Origin of the sequence: Erwinia artemisiae (assembly GCF_051400835.1) — a bacterium.
Lineage (GTDB): Bacteria > Pseudomonadota > Gammaproteobacteria > Enterobacterales > Enterobacteriaceae > Erwinia > Erwinia aeris.
Genome location: NZ_JBLFFM010000005.1, coordinates 246779 through 260752, shown reverse-complemented (window position 1 = coordinate 260752; position 13974 = coordinate 246779). Strand labels below are relative to the sequence as shown.

The following is a 13974-nucleotide window of genomic DNA, read 5'->3' as shown; positions in this document are numbered from 1 at the left end:
GGCCGCTGTGCCGCCCAAAAACGTTCACTATCGGGAATTTTATGGCTACATCCAGGCCGACATTCAAGGCTCCCGGCAAGCAGGGTGACCTCATTTTTGGCGCGCTGGTCAAGCTGGCCGCGCTGATTGTCTTACTGCTGCTCGGCGGCATTATTGTCTCGCTCATCATCTCTTCCTGGCCCAGCATTCAGAAATTTGGCCTCTCCTTTCTGTGGACCAAAACCTGGGATGCGCCTAATGAACAGTTCGGCGCGCTGGTGCCGATTTACGGCACGCTGGTGACCTCTGCTATCGCGCTGGTTATCGCCGTGCCGGTCAGCTTTGGCATCGCGCTGTTTCTCACCGAACTGGCACCAAACTGGCTGCGTCGTCCTTTAGGCGTGGCGATCGAGCTGCTGGCCGCCATCCCCAGCATCGTTTACGGCATGTGGGGGCTGTTTATCTTCGCTCCGCTGTTTGCCACTTATTTTCAGACGCCGCTGGGCGAGCTGATGGCCAACGTGCCTATTGTCGGCTCGCTGTTCTCCGGCCCGGCTTTTGGCATCGGCATTCTGGCTGCCGGGATTATCCTGGCGATCATGATCATTCCTTATATCGCCTCGGTGATGCGTGACGTTTTCGAGCAGACCCCGGTGATGATGAAAGAGTCCGCTTACGGCATCGGCTGCACCACCTGGGAAGTGATCTGGCGCATCGTGCTGCCGTTTACCAAAAACGGCGTGATCGGCGGCATTATGCTGGGGCTGGGGCGCGCGCTGGGCGAAACCATGGCGGTGACCTTTATTATCGGTAATACCTACCAGCTGGACAGCGCTTCGCTGTTTATGCCGGGCAACAGCATCACCTCCGCGCTGGCAAACGAATTCGCCGAAGCGGAATCGGGCGTGCATACCGCCGCGTTGATGGAGCTGGGGCTGATCCTGTTTGTGATTACCTTTATCGTGCTGGCCTGTTCAAAGCTGATGATTATCCGCCTGGCGAAAAGTGAAGGAGCGCGCTCATGAGCATGATAGCCATGCAGTCCCGCGCGGAGCTGGAAGCCTCCCGCCGTAAAATGCAGGCGTGGCGGCGGATGAAAAACCGCATCGCGTTGACCCTTTCCCTGCTGACGATGGCGTTTGGCCTGTTCTGGCTGATTTGGATCCTTTGGGCGACTATCGCGCGCGGCGTGGACGGCATGACGCTGGCGCTGTTTACGGAAAACACGCCGCCGCCCAATACGGCAGGCGGCGGTCTGGCTAACGCCATTATGGGCAGCGGCCTGCTGATTTTCTGGTCGACCATCGTGGGGACGCCGCTGGGCATCATGGCCGGTATCTATCTGGCGGAATATGGCCGTAAAGGCTGGCTGGCGGAAACGATCCGCTTTATCAACGATATCCTGCTTTCTGCTCCCTCCATCGTGGTCGGCCTGTTCGTCTACACGCTGGTGGTAGCGCAGATGCAGCACTTTTCGGGCCTGGCGGGCGCGGTGGCGCTGGCGCTGTTGCAGATCCCCGTGGTTATTCGCACCACGGAAAATATGCTGAAGCTGGTGCCGGACAGCCTGCGCGAAGCGGCATACGCGCTGGGTACGCCGAAATGGAAAATGATTTCGGCCATTACGCTGAAGGCTTCGATATCGGGCATTCTTACCGGCATCCTGCTGGCGATAGCGCGTATCGCCGGGGAAACGGCACCGCTGCTGTTTACCTCGCTCTCCAACCAGTTCTGGAGCACCGATATGCTGCAGCCGCTGGCTAACCTGCCGGTGACGATTTTTAAATTCGCCATGAGCCCGTTTGCCGAATGGCAAAGTTTGGCCTGGGCAGGCGTGCTGCTGATTACCGTCTGCGTGCTGATTTTAAATATTCTGGCGCGCGTGATTTTTGCCAAAAGCAAACACTGATCTAACGCGCGGCTGCGGCGGCGCGTATAAGAGAGAAAAAGAATGGCTGACAACACTTCCGGCAATATGATCCAGGTTCGTGATTTGAACTTTTATTATGGAAAATTTCATGCGCTGAAGAATATCAATCTGGATATTGCTAAAAACCAGGTCACCGCTTTTATCGGCCCGTCGGGCTGCGGTAAATCGACGCTGCTGCGCACGTTTAACAAGATGTTTTCGCTCTATCCGGAACAGCGCGCGGAAGGCGAGATCCTGCTGGATGGCGAAAACATCCTGACCGCCAGCCAGGATATCGCCCTGCTGCGCGCGCGCGTCGGCATGGTGTTCCAGAAACCGACGCCGTTTCCGATGTCGATTTACGATAACATCGCTTTCGGCGTGCGCCTGTTCGAAAAACTTTCCCGTGCCGAAATGGATGAGCGCGTACAATGGGCGCTGACCAAAGCAGCGCTGTGGACGGAAACCAAAGACAAGCTGCAGCAGAGCGGCTACAGCCTTTCCGGCGGCCAGCAGCAGCGCCTCTGCATTGCTCGCGGCATTGCCATTCGCCCGGAGGTGCTGCTGCTGGACGAGCCGTGCTCCGCGCTGGATCCTATTTCCACCGGGCGTATCGAAGAGCTGATCACCGAGCTGAAGCAGGATTACACCGTGGTGATCGTCACGCATAACATGCAGCAGGCCGCGCGCTGTTCCGACCATACGGCCTTTATGTATCTGGGCGAGCTGATTGAGTTCAGCGATACGGATACGCTGTTTACCAAACCGCACCAAAAACAAACCGAAGACTATATCACTGGCCGCTATGGTTAAGTTGACTGGAGAAACGCATGGATAATCTCAATCTGAATAAACATATCTCCGGGCAGTTCAACGCCGAGCTGGAGCACATCCGCACCCAGGTGATGACGATGGGCGGCATGGTGGAAAAACAGCTGACGGACGCCATCGTCGCGATGCACAACCAGGATGCCGAGCTGGCGCAGCGGGTGATCGATGGCGATCAGAAGGTCAACATGATGGAGGTGTCGATTGACGAGGCGTGCGTGCGCATTATCGCCAAGCGCCAGCCGACCGCCAGCGACCTGCGTCTGGTGATGGCGATCATCAAAACCATTTCCGAGCTGGAGCGCATTGGCGACGTGGCGGAAAAAATCAGCCGAACGGCACTGGAAAAATTTGGCCAGCAGCACCAGTCGCTGCTGGTAAATCTGGAATCGCTGGGCTATCACACCATTCAGATGCTGCACGACGTGCTGGATGCTTTTGCGCGCATGGATCTCAATGCGGCTATTGAAATCTATCGGGAAGATAAAAAGGTCGACCAGGAATATGAGGGCATCGTGCGTCAGCTGATGACCTATATGATGGAAGATCCGCGCACCATTCCCAGCGTGCTAACCGCGCTGTTCTGCGCGCGCGCTATCGAGCGTATTGGCGATCGCTGCCAGAATATCTGTGAAATCATCTTCTATTTCGTGAAAGGTCAGGACTTCCGTCACGTTGGCGGCGACAAGCTGGACGAGCTGCTCACCGGCGAAAGCGACGACAAGCCAGTCTGACCATCGCGCTTCCGGCCTGACGCTTTAAGTTGGTCTGGCGGCGCTCGTAATTTATACTTGCCGCACTTCACACCGGCAAGGAACTCCCGTGATGCAACAAAAAAAAGGCGTAACGCCAGGCAAAGCGATGCTGGCGGCGATCAGCGGCTACGCAATGGACGGCTTCGATCTGCTGATCCTCGGGTTTATGCTGCCCGCCATCAGCCTTTCTCTGGCGCTCGATCCTTCACAGGCAGGCTCGCTGGTCACCTGGACGCTGATTGGCGCGGTGATCGGCGGCGTCGTGTTCGGCCATCTCAGCGACAAGCTGGGCCGGATCCGCGTGCTGACCTTTACCATCCTGATGTTTTCCGTGTTTACCGGGCTTTGCGCCTTTGCGCAGGGCTACTGGGATCTGCTGGCGTACCGCACGCTGGCGGGCGTGGGGCTGGGCGGCGAGTTTGGCATCGGCATGGCGCTGATTGCCGAAGCCTGGCCCGCCAACAAGCGTAACCGTGCTTCCGCCTGGGTCGGCATCGGCTGGCAGCTTGGCGTGCTGCTGGCCGCTTTTATTACCCCGCTGCTGTTAACCTACATCGGCTGGCGCGGCATGTTCCTGGTCGGGCTGCTGCCTGCCGCCGCATCGTTTTTTATCCGGCGCGGCCTGGGCGAGCCGGAAGGCTTTACGCGGCATGTGGATGTCCATCAGGGCTTATCGTTCGCCGCCAGGCTGAAGCTGCTGTGTAAAGATGCCGCCACGACTAAGGCCAGCCTGGGGATTTTTATCCTGTGCTCGGTACAGAACTTTGGCTACTACGGCTTGATGATTTGGATGCCGGCTTACCTTTCCAGCCGCTTTGGCTTCTCGCTGACCAAATCGGGGCTGTGGACGGCGGTCACGGTCGTGGGCATGACGTTGGGTATCTGGCTGTTCGGCATGCTGGCCGATCGCTTTGCCCGCTGGAAGATTTTCCTGCTTTATCAGGCTGGTGCGGTCGTGATGGTGGTGGCATACGCCCAGCTACGCGATCCGATGATGATGCTGTTTGCGGGCGCCGTGATGGGGATGTTCGTCAACGGCATGATCGGCGGCTACGGCGCGCTGATCTCAGACACCTATCCCGTGCAGGTCAGAGCTACGGCGCAAAATGTCTTATTTAACCTGGGCCGCGGCGTCGGCGGTTTTGGCCCGCTGGTTATCGGACTGCTGGCGATGCAGTTCTCCTTTACGGCAGCGATTACGCTGCTGGCGCTGATTTACCTGCTGGATATCTTCGCCACGCTGTTTTTACTGCCGAAAAAGCAGGGCAGCGAAGATACGCTGGGCGCGATCGGCTGAACGGTGTCCGCGCCGCCTGGCGCGGAGTGCCTGCTCAGCGCGTCAGTTGCCAGCCTTTTTGCCGCCACAGCTCCGGCAGCTGCGCCATATCGTCAAAAGGCGTCACCAGCGGATGATCCAGCGGCCTGTTGTGGGCGTCCGCGCAGTAATAGAACACCGGGATACCCGCCGCGATGCCTGCTTTGGCGCCCGCTTCGGAATCATCCACCAGGATGCACTGCGCCAGCGGGATCGCCATCTGTTCCGCCGCGTATGCCATCAGCGCGGGATCGGGCTTCCAGCGTGAAATCGTATAGCCGCTGTACAACCGGTCATCAAAATAGTCGAGCATCCCGGTTAATCCCAGCGAATGCTGCATTTTCGGCACGGTGCCGTTCGATACCACGCACATCGGCACGCTAATCTGCGCCAGCAGGGCTTTCGCGCCCGCAATCGGCTGTAGCTGTTGCTCAAAAAGGCGCGCCACTTCCTGACGGTAAGCCGGCTCCAGCTCCGTGACATCGGCGCTGAGATGATGTTCAGCGGTCACGTCGGCAATAATGTCATAGAGCTTTACGCCCTTATATTTTTCAAACATCTCCTGCAGCGACAGCCCGACGCCGTAGCGCGCAAACGTATTGACATAGGCCTGGGTACAAAGCAGCTCGCTGTCCACCAGCGTGCCGTCGCAATCAAAAAAGATACAGCTAACAGACATCGGTTCATCCTTAACGAAGGGGCGTGCTTTTACTTTACGCGTGGAAAGGTAAAACGCGACCGGAAAAGATGAATTTTACGTTAACGGCGCTGAAGTCAGGGCTAACAAGGCGCAATCGGTTGCGAAAAAACTCTGGCGCCGTCTGGCAAATTAAAATTTATCGTTTAGGATAGCCGACGATAACTTTTCTCCGTTTTGGAATCTTATATGAACAACTCAGGTCTACTGCAGCGGATCTTCAAACTACAGGAACACGGCACGACGGTGCGTACGGAAGTGATTGCCGGTTTTACCACCTTCCTGACCATGGTCTATATCGTGTTCGTGAATCCGCAGATCCTCGGCGTGGCGGGCATGAATACCCAGGCGGTATTCGTGACGACCTGCCTGATCGCCGCCGGAGGCAGTATTCTGATGGGGCTGGTCGCCAACCTGCCGGTAGCGCTTGCGCCCGCAATGGGCCTGAACGCCTTTTTTGCTTTCGTGGTCGTCGGCGCGATGGGCGTCTCCTGGCAGACCGGCATGGGCGCCATCTTCTGGGGCGCCGTAGGGCTGCTGTTGCTGACCCTTTTCCGCATTCGCTACTGGATGATTTCCAATATCCCGGTCAGCCTGCGCGTGGGTATTACTGCCGGTATTGGCCTGTTTATCGCGATGATCGGCCTGAAAAACGCCGGGATCGTGGTGCCCAATAAAGAAACGCTGGTGGCGGTAGGCGATCTGACCTCCCACAGCGTCCTGCTGGGCGCGCTGGGCTTCTTTATTATTGCCGTGCTGGCTTCCCGCAATATTCATATTGCAGTGCTGGTTTCCATTGTGGTGACTACGCTGATCGGCCTGGCGCTGGGCGACGTGAAGTATGGCGGCGTGTTCTCTATGCCTACGGGCATTACGTCCATTCTGGGCGAAGTCGATCTGAAAGGGTCGCTGAACGTCGGCATGGCGGGGATCATCTTCTCCTTTATGTTGGTAAACCTGTTTGACTCTTCTGGCACGCTGATTGGCGTAACGGATAAAGCGGGCCTGACCGATGAAAAAGGCACGTTTCCGCGCATGAAGCAGGCGCTTTACGTCGACAGCATCAGTTCGGTAGCGGGCGCTTACATCGGTACTTCTTCCGTTACCGCCTATATCGAAAGCTCCTCCGGCGTTTCTATTGGCGGACGCACGGGCCTGGTGGCCGTGGTGACGGGCGTGCTGTTTCTACTGGTGATGTTCCTGTCGCCGCTGGCGGGCATGGTGCCGGCTTACGCTGCCGCAGGCGCGCTGATCTACGTAGGCGTGCTGATGACCTCCAGCCTGGCGCGCGTCAAGTGGGACGACCTGACCGAAGCGGTGCCGGCCTTTGTTACCACCGTGATGATGCCGTTCAGTTTTTCTATTACCGAAGGGATTGCGCTGGGCTTTATTTCTTACTGCGTGATGAAGCTGGGCACGGGCCGCTGGCGTGAAATTTCGCCGTGCGTCATCGTCGTGGCGATCCTGTTTGTGTTAAAAATTGTCTTTATCGACGCGCACTAATCTGAACGGGCCGCTGGCCCGTTTTTTTTCGCCGCGCTAAAGCGCGATTGCTTTTTCCGGCGGCAGGCTCACCAGCCGCAGCGCGCGCGGCCCCATCTTCTGTCCCGTGGCAGGAATATCCTGCAGGCCTTTCCAGCGCGCGTTGTCCACTTCCCACAGCGAGAGCCGCTCACAGCCCGATGAATGGGCGCAAGACCAGATAATCAGCGGCTCAACGTCGGAAAAGGCTTCTGTCTGCGGCTGCAACAGCGAGCGTAGCCGCCCGGACGCGGGATGCAGCCTCAGCGAATCTTTTTCCGGGTTATCGGACAGCTTTAGTATGCTTTGTCGCATCGTCCAGAGCTGGGTGGCCGCCTCATCGGGATCGGTCTGGGCCAGTATCCAGGCTTTTTCGGCCGGAGAAATTTCACGTGAATATCGCTCCAGCGTCTGGCGGCTGTGTGCGCGGACGATTTCCATATCCAGCCCGACGCTGCCGTCTTCTCCGGCCAGCAGTACGCCAACGATATTGCCTGCGTAGGCGATGCTGAAATCGGGCAGCTGCGGATCGGCAAAGTGGGGACGTCCGTTTGGTGAGAGCCGGATTTCAGGCAGCGGCGAAATGCCATAAAGGCGCAGCAGCATTTCCGCCAGCAGCATACGGGCCACCAGAAAGCGCGTCCGCCGTCTTTCCGGTAGGTTACTGGCGCTTTCTGTTATCTGTTGAGAAAGTTGGTGTACCGGGACGCGGGTATCCGTCAGGATCCAGCGTGCGAAATGGCTGGCCATCTGTCGCTCCGTGAAAATGGGTGAAAACGCGTTATTATTGTAAGAATTTTCTTAGCGCGTGACACGTAACTTTCCCGTTTTATCTCTAAATTAGGATTAATATTAACGAATGTGCGTGTGGTTCTCATCGTCAATATTATTTTTACATGGCTTTTTAATATCTTCATTGTCTTATTTAATTTTAATAATTTCCTGTAATGCCAATATATAATGGTTAAAGAGAGTGCAGAAGTATTCCAGTAAATTAGTGTAGTAGAATTAAATATTGTTGTTATTTTCAATTTTAAATTGAAGTTGATTGTCGTACGGGAAATAGTGTACTTTCCTCTGCCAGGCACGGAAGGCCGGATTTTATTCACTTCATCAGTAAGTGCTAATAAATCTTTTATAATCAAACGCTAAGAATATTATGGAAAACAAACCTTTATTTCGCATGGAAGCGGTGCAGCATCTGAAGACGAAATGGCTGGGTAAGGCGTTGTTAACCTCCGGCTATCCCGCCTGGGCCGTAGCTCTGGCGTCAATGCTGTTCTTTATTTTGCTGCTGATGTTTATTCTTTACGGCACCTTTACCCGCCGAATTAACGTCAACGGCGAGGTGATCTCGTTGCCGCACGCCATCACCATCCTTGCACCACAGCAGGGGTTTATTACCAAAACCTGGGCTGAAACCGGGCAGCGCGTAAAAAAGGGCGATCGGCTTTATCAAATCGACGTCAGCCGGATTACCTTGACCGGCAACGTCAGCGTCCGTTCGATCGCTGCGATTAATCAACAGATTGCGCTATCGGAAACGATTATCGCCCGGCTTCAGAAAAACAAAGCGGCCACGCTGAAGAATTTGCAGCATCAGCTGGCGCAGTACCAGGCGGCGCATCAAAAATCGCAGACGCTGATTTTTGAAGCCGGAAACGGCCTGAGCGAAATGCGGAAAAGCATGACGAGTTACGGTGATTACTTACGTAAGGGTTTGATTAACAAAGAGCAGTTTGCCAATCAGCGCTATCTTTTTTATCAGCAGCAGAATGCCTGGCAGAGCCTGAATACGCAGGTTATTCAGGAAGCTTTGCAGATTAGCAGCCTGGAGAGCGAGCTGCTGACCAGGGGGATCGAATATGACAACCAGATTTCGCAATATCAGGCGCAGCGCAGCGCTCTGATGCGCCAGCTGGCGGAGGTGGACGCCAGCGGCACGCTGTTTATTACCGCGCCGAGCGACGGCAAAATTGAAAATATGAGCGTGACGGAAGGGCAAATGGTCAGCCCTGGCGACAGCCTGGCCCAGCTGACGCCCGCCAGCAGCAACCGTTATTACCTGATGCTGTGGCTGCCCAACACCAGCATGCCCTATGTCCATCCTGGCGACGCCATCAACCTGCGTTATGAAGCGTTCCCCTTCGAGAAATATGGTCAGTTTCCGGGCCGCATCCTGTCCATTTCCAACGTGCCGGCTTCCTATCAGGAAATGGGCAAGTACAACACGCTTCCGCGCACCGACGGCGTCATTGAACCCTATTACAAGGTAATCGTGTCGCTTGAAGAGAGCCGCTTCAGCTATCAGGGCAAGCCCCTGGCGCTCTCCAGCGGCATGAAAGCGCAGGCCACGCTGTTTCTGGAAAAACGGCCTCTCTGGCAGTGGATGCTGTCGCCTTACTATGACCTCAAAAAAAGCATTAGCGGGCCTGTAAATGAACGATCCTCTGTTTGACACTCTCCTGCGTCGGCTGAATTTCAGCTTTCGGCGCAAAGTGCCGGTCGTGTTGCAAACCGAAGCGGCAGAATGCGGCCTGGCCTGTCTGGTCATGGCCTGCCGCTATCACGGCATGGATATTGACCTGTTTAATTTGCGCAGCCGATTTGGCATCTCTTCACATGGCGCTACGCTGGCCGTGCTGATCGACATCGGCAGGCAGCTGAAGCTGAAAACGCGACCGCTGGCGCTGGATCTGGACGAGCTGAAACAGCTGAAAACGCCCTGTCTGCTGCACTGGGATATGAGCCACTTCGTGGTGCTGGTTGCCGTTAAAGGCTCGCGCTTTATCCTGCACGATCCGGCCTTTGGCCGGCGTGTTGTCGGGCTGGCGGAAATGTCCCAGCACTTTTCCGGCGTGGCGCTGGAAGTTTGGCCAGACAGCGAGTTCTCCCGCATTAAACAACGCAGCAGCCTGAGCTTTACCACGATGATGAAAAACGTCAGCGGGCTGCCGGGCTTCCTGGCCAAAATCTTCTGCCTTTCGCTGGTGATAGAAGCGGTTAACCTGCTGATGCCGGTAGGAACGCAGCTGGTGATGGATCATGTGATTATCGCGGAAGACCACGATTTGCTGTCGCTGATCTGTATCGGGCTACTGGGCTTTATCCTGTTCCGCGCCTTCGTCAGTATGCTGCGCGCCTGGACATCGCTGGTGATGGGATCGCTGATCGACGTACAGTGGAAAGCGGGCATGTTCGATCATTTGCTTAATCTGCCGCTCAACTATTTTGAGAAGCGCAAGCTTGGCGATATTCAGTCCCGCTTTGGCTCGCTGGACGTGATCCGCAACACGTTAACCAGCAGCCTGGTGAACGGCATTATCGACTCGCTGATGTCGATTGGCGTGTTTATCATGATGTTCCTGTACGGCGGCTGGCTGGTATGGGTCGTGCTGGGCTTTACGGCGCTGTATATGCTGCTGCGCCTGGCGACCTGGCAGCGCTATCGGCAGGCGCAGGAAGAGCAGATTGTGAAGGGCGCGCGGGCCAGCTCGCATTTTATGGAAAGCCTTTACGGCATCGGCACGTTAAAAGCGCTGGGCATAACCGCCAAGCGAGCGCAGTTCTGGCTAAATCTGAATATCGACACCACCAACGCCAATATTCGCCTGACCCGACTCGATCTGCTGTTTGGCGGCGTAAACACGTTTATCAGCACCATCGACCAGGTTGTGATCCTGTGGCTTGGCGCCTCAATGGTGATCGATGGTCAAATGACGCTGGGTATGTTTGTCGCCTTTAACGCCTATCGCGGCCAGTTTTCCGACCGGGCCGCCAGCCTGATCAATATGGTGCTACAGCTGAAAATGCTGACGCTGCACAGCGACAGGGTAGCGGACATCGTCTTTACCGACGCCGAAGAAAGCCAGCCGGGCCGGGCGCTGGTCGCCTCGGGCGAACCGGCCAGCTTTGAGGCGCGCGGCGTCACCTATCAGTATGACAAACTGTCGAAACCGATTTTCAGCGGGCTGAATATCATCGTCGAGGCCGGCGAGAGCGTGGCGATTGTCGGGCCTTCCGGCATTGGCAAAACCACGCTGATGAAGGTCATGTCCGGCCTGCTGGCGCCTGCCGAGGGCGAAATCCTGATCAACGGCCTGAATATCAACAATATCGGGCTGAATAACTATCGGGAATGTATCGCCTGCGTATTGCAGGAAGACAAGCTGTTTGCCGGATCCATCGCTGAGAACATCGCCAGCTTTGACGGCGAGAAGGATATGGAGCGTATTATCCGCTGCGCCATGGACTGCAATATTCATGAGGAAATTAGCGCGATGCCGATGGGCTACGAGACGCTGATTAGCGAGCTGGGCGGCAGCCTGTCGGGCGGACAGAAGCAGCGCTTGCTGATTGCCCGAGCCTTATATCGACGGCCCAACATCCTGTTTCTGGATGAGGCGACCAGCCATCTGGATCTGGCTAACGAGGCGCATATCAATGCTTCCGTGGCGGCGCTGAAAATCACCCGGATCTTTATCGCGCACCGGCCTTCGACTATCGCCAGCGCGGACAGGGTGATTGAGCTGTAAGCTTTAGCAAAAAACGCCTGTAATTACAGGCGTTTTCTATGTTGCCCTTATTCTAAGGTAATCGCTTTTTTGATGTTATTGACCTGAAACTGCAAATCTGTGCCGGGGATTTTAGACCCGACAGCAAACGGATTAACATAGTTTCTCAACGCCGAATAGGGCGCTGTTGACATAGCGGTTCTGACAATTTTAAAGGGAACGGAAAGTTCAACCTCCGTATAGGTACCCACTGTGCCGCCGCTGGTATAGGCATAGGTAGAAACTTTTTTCCCCGTAGGGATATTAACGGGGGCTGCTCCCGGCTCGGTATCGCCGTAGCCAACATAAATGGTCAGCCCATACCCCAACTCGCCTGCAGCATTACGTTTGAAGTAGACTTCCGCGTCTTGCCCATACTGCTTAAGCTGATCTAACGCACAATTAAATTTTACGTCCATTTTTCCGCTATAGATTACGGTGTCGACAGGCGTATCTGCCGATAATTTCAAGCCTAATGTTTTTAAATTAAGCGCTGTTATCGTACTCGAATTTTTACAATTTAGCGTCGTGTCATCAGCTGCACAGGCCGTCATAGTAACAGAGCAAAAAAATAGTGCGGCCAGGCCATTAATGAAGGTTTTTTTCATGAGGATTGTCCTTAATATATCATATGGAAAATTTATCTTTATTTGTAAGGTGTTTTTAACTTATTCTTCCCTATAAAATACAGCCTCCTTTCTTTATGACTCTTCTATGTAATTCATTGTTTTTATTGTATAAATACAATAAAAATATTAATTTCTTTCTTTATATTAATAAATTATCCCGGCGGTATCTCACCGCTTTGTCTGGCCTGAATGCATAAGTGAAGCTGATGCAATAATAATTACTTTAACGCTAAAAAATTGCGACATTCGTCTGAGTAATGGTAAAAAATTATTCTGTCTTAATGAGTGAAAGTAAAAAGATATAAGTTCATGTGGGAGTGAAATATAAATAAAAACGGTGCCCACAGCAGGAGCACCATTTTAAATGATTATTTACCGATACAAAAACTGGAGAAAATCCGTCCCAGCAGATCGTCGGAGGTGAACTCGCCGGTGATCTCGCTTAACGCCTGCTGCGCGACGCGCAGCTCTTCCGCCAGCAGCTCGCCCGCTTTGGCGCCCAGCAGCTGCTCTTTGCCCTGAAGTAAGTGAACGGCCGCTAACTCCAGCGCCTGAAGATGGCGACGGCGCGCCAGGAAGCCGCCTTCGGTATTGCCTGCAAAGCCCATCGTTTCCTTCAGATGCTCGCGCAGCACCTCAACACCTTCACCCGTACGCGCGGAGAGACGAATAAGTGAGTGATCGTTTACTTGCGTCAGCCCCAGCGTTTCGCCTGTAACATCCGCTTTGTTGCGTACTACGGTAATCGGCAGGCTGGCCGGCAGACGGGCGATAAAGTCCGGCCAGATTTCCGCCGGTTCGGTCGCGCCGGTGGTGGTGCCGTCAACCATAAACAGCACGCGGTCGGCCTGCTCAATTTCATGCCAGGCGCGCTCAATACCGATCCTTTCCACCTCGTCACTGGCTTCGCGCAGCCCGGCGGTATCGATAATATGCAGCGGCATCCCGTCGATATGGATATGCTCACGCAGCACGTCACGCGTGGTACCGGCAATGTCGGTAACGATGGCCGCTTCACGGCCCGCCAGCGCGTTGAGCAGACTGGATTTCCCGGCGTTGGGGCGGCCTGCAATCACCACCTTCATGCCTTCGCGCAGCAGGCTGCCCTGACGCGCTTCGGCGCGCACGCTGTCCAGATCGGCTATCACCTGATTCAGCTGGGCTTCGATTTTGCCGTCAGACAGGAAGTCTATCTCCTCGTCGGGAAAATCAATCGCCGCTTCCACGTAGATGCGCAGGTAAGTAAGTGCTTCCACCAGCGTGTTGACGCGTAGCGAAAAAGCGCCCTGAAGCGAGTTCAGCGCCGAGCGTGCCGCCTGCTCCGAACTGGCGTCAATCAGATCGGCAATAGCCTCCGCCTGCGCCAGATCGAGCTTGTCGTTAAGGAAGGCGCGCTCGGAGAACTCGCCGGGACGAGCGATACGCACGCCGGGAATAGCCACAATGCGCTTCAGCAGCAGATCCAGAATTACCGGCCCGCCGTGGCCCTGCAGCTCCAGCACGTCTTCGCCGGTAAAGGAATTCGGGCCGGGGAACCAGAGCGCAATTCCCTGATCCAGCGTGGTGCTATCGGCGTCGCGGAAGGGCAGATAGTCGGCGTAGCGGGGCTTCGGCAGCTTGCCCAGCAGCGCCTGGGCCACCTCGGCGGCTTTGGGGCCGGAAACGCGCAGAATACCCACGCCACCGCGGCCTGGCGGCGTCGCCTGGGCGACGATAGTCTCGCTATGACTCATGTTCGACTCTCTTTTTAAGGCAAAAAAATAAGGCGGTCAGTTGACCGCCTTATGA

General features: G+C 55.4%; 12 protein-coding genes. 8 read left to right on the top strand and 4 right to left on the bottom strand.

Features of this window, described 5'->3' with window-relative positions; all coding sequences use genetic code 11:
• Positions 1-41 precede the first annotated feature (41 nt).
• From pstC to ACMGEE_RS13910, 5 genes are all read left to right on the top strand, one after another.
• Entirely contained in the window at positions 42-1004 is a 963-nt protein-coding gene (pstC, locus tag ACMGEE_RS13930; RefSeq protein ID WP_394149241.1) for a phosphate ABC transporter permease PstC, read from the top strand.
• On the top strand, positions 1001-1888 hold the full coding sequence (gene pstA, locus ACMGEE_RS13925; RefSeq protein WP_253456812.1) for a phosphate ABC transporter permease PstA: 888 nt from the start codon (positions 1001-1003) through the stop codon (positions 1886-1888). Before pstC ends, pstA begins: the two co-directional genes overlap by 4 nt.
• A 42-nt stretch (positions 1889-1930) precedes the next feature.
• Complete coding sequence (pstB, locus tag ACMGEE_RS13920; protein ID WP_125289188.1) at positions 1931-2701, top strand: phosphate ABC transporter ATP-binding protein PstB; 771 nt, start codon at positions 1931-1933, stop codon at positions 2699-2701.
• A 17-nt stretch (positions 2702-2718) separates the two neighbouring features.
• Positions 2719-3450 carry a phosphate signaling complex protein PhoU gene (gene phoU / locus ACMGEE_RS13915; protein ID WP_253456809.1) on the top strand — a complete coding sequence of 244 codons (732 nt, stop codon included), beginning with the start codon at positions 2719-2721 and terminating at the stop codon, positions 3448-3450.
• Between the two features lie 91 nt (positions 3451-3541).
• Entirely contained in the window at positions 3542-4768 is a 1227-nt protein-coding gene (locus ACMGEE_RS13910) for an MFS transporter (RefSeq protein ID WP_301251615.1), read from the top strand.
• 34 nt (positions 4769-4802) lie between these two features.
• Here ACMGEE_RS13910 and yieH read toward each other — a convergent pair whose 3' ends face one another.
• Positions 4803-5465 (bottom strand): 6-phosphogluconate phosphatase, encoded by a 663-nt coding sequence (gene yieH, locus ACMGEE_RS13905; protein WP_436830224.1) that lies wholly within the window; start codon positions 5463-5465, stop codon positions 4803-4805.
• A 207-nt stretch (positions 5466-5672) separates the two neighbouring features.
• Between yieH and ACMGEE_RS13900 the strand changes: the two genes are divergently transcribed.
• Positions 5673-6986 (top strand): NCS2 family permease, encoded by a 1314-nt coding sequence (locus ACMGEE_RS13900; protein ID WP_125289191.1) that lies wholly within the window; start codon positions 5673-5675, stop codon positions 6984-6986.
• A gap of 36 nt (positions 6987-7022) precedes the next feature.
• Here the strand turns inward: ACMGEE_RS13900 and ACMGEE_RS13895 are convergent, their stop codons facing one another.
• On the bottom strand, positions 7023-7754 hold the full coding sequence (locus ACMGEE_RS13895) for a 4'-phosphopantetheinyl transferase family protein (RefSeq protein WP_301251585.1): 732 nt from the start codon (positions 7752-7754) through the stop codon (positions 7023-7025).
• A gap of 409 nt (positions 7755-8163) precedes the next feature.
• Here ACMGEE_RS13895 and ACMGEE_RS13890 point away from each other — a divergent pair, with 409 nt between their 5' ends.
• Together ACMGEE_RS13890 and ACMGEE_RS13885 are read left to right on the top strand one after the other, a co-directional pair.
• On the top strand, positions 8164-9462 hold the full coding sequence (locus ACMGEE_RS13890) for an HlyD family secretion protein (protein ID WP_436830223.1): 1299 nt from the start codon (positions 8164-8166) through the stop codon (positions 9460-9462).
• Positions 9443-11539 carry a peptidase domain-containing ABC transporter gene (locus tag ACMGEE_RS13885; protein WP_301730564.1) on the top strand — a complete coding sequence of 699 codons (2097 nt, stop codon included), beginning with the start codon at positions 9443-9445 and terminating at the stop codon, positions 11537-11539. Before ACMGEE_RS13890 ends, ACMGEE_RS13885 begins: the two co-directional genes overlap by 20 nt.
• Positions 11540-11586: 47 nt before the next feature.
• Here the strand turns inward: ACMGEE_RS13885 and ACMGEE_RS13880 are convergent, their stop codons facing one another.
• Together ACMGEE_RS13880 and mnmE are read right to left on the bottom strand one after the other, a co-directional pair.
• Entirely contained in the window at positions 11587-12165 is a 579-nt protein-coding gene (locus tag ACMGEE_RS13880; protein WP_253456791.1) for a hypothetical protein, read from the bottom strand.
• Between the two features lie 389 nt (positions 12166-12554).
• Positions 12555-13919 carry a tRNA uridine-5-carboxymethylaminomethyl(34) synthesis GTPase MnmE gene (gene mnmE / locus ACMGEE_RS13875; protein ID WP_436830222.1) on the bottom strand — a complete coding sequence of 455 codons (1365 nt, stop codon included), beginning with the start codon at positions 13917-13919 and terminating at the stop codon, positions 12555-12557.
• Positions 13920-13974: the final 55 nt, after the last annotated feature.

What these genes read in the sequence shown, in the direction of transcription:
- pstC (WP_394149241.1), top strand. Translation starts at nt 42, where the DNA reads ATGGCTACATCCAGGCCGACATTCAAGGCTCCCGGCAAGCAGGGTGAC.
- pstA (WP_253456812.1), top strand. Translation starts at nt 1,001, where the DNA reads ATGAGCATGATAGCCATGCAGTCCCGCGCGGAGCTGGAAGCCTCCCGC.
- pstB (WP_125289188.1), top strand. Translation starts at nt 1,931, where the DNA reads ATGGCTGACAACACTTCCGGCAATATGATCCAGGTTCGTGATTTGAAC.
- phoU (WP_253456809.1), top strand. Translation starts at nt 2,719, where the DNA reads ATGGATAATCTCAATCTGAATAAACATATCTCCGGGCAGTTCAACGCC.
- ACMGEE_RS13910 (WP_301251615.1), top strand. Translation starts at nt 3,542, where the DNA reads ATGCAACAAAAAAAAGGCGTAACGCCAGGCAAAGCGATGCTGGCGGCG.
- yieH (WP_436830224.1), bottom strand. Translation starts at nt 5,465, where the DNA reads ATGTCTGTTAGCTGTATCTTTTTTGATTGCGACGGCACGCTGGTGGAC.
- ACMGEE_RS13900 (WP_125289191.1), top strand. Translation starts at nt 5,673, where the DNA reads ATGAACAACTCAGGTCTACTGCAGCGGATCTTCAAACTACAGGAACAC.
- ACMGEE_RS13895 (WP_301251585.1), bottom strand. Translation starts at nt 7,754, where the DNA reads ATGGCCAGCCATTTCGCACGCTGGATCCTGACGGATACCCGCGTCCCG.
- ACMGEE_RS13890 (WP_436830223.1), top strand. Translation starts at nt 8,164, where the DNA reads ATGGAAAACAAACCTTTATTTCGCATGGAAGCGGTGCAGCATCTGAAG.
- ACMGEE_RS13885 (WP_301730564.1), top strand. Translation starts at nt 9,443, where the DNA reads ATGAACGATCCTCTGTTTGACACTCTCCTGCGTCGGCTGAATTTCAGC.
- ACMGEE_RS13880 (WP_253456791.1), bottom strand. Translation starts at nt 12,165, where the DNA reads ATGAAAAAAACCTTCATTAATGGCCTGGCCGCACTATTTTTTTGCTCT.
- mnmE (WP_436830222.1), bottom strand. Translation starts at nt 13,919, where the DNA reads ATGAGTCATAGCGAGACTATCGTCGCCCAGGCGACGCCGCCAGGCCGC.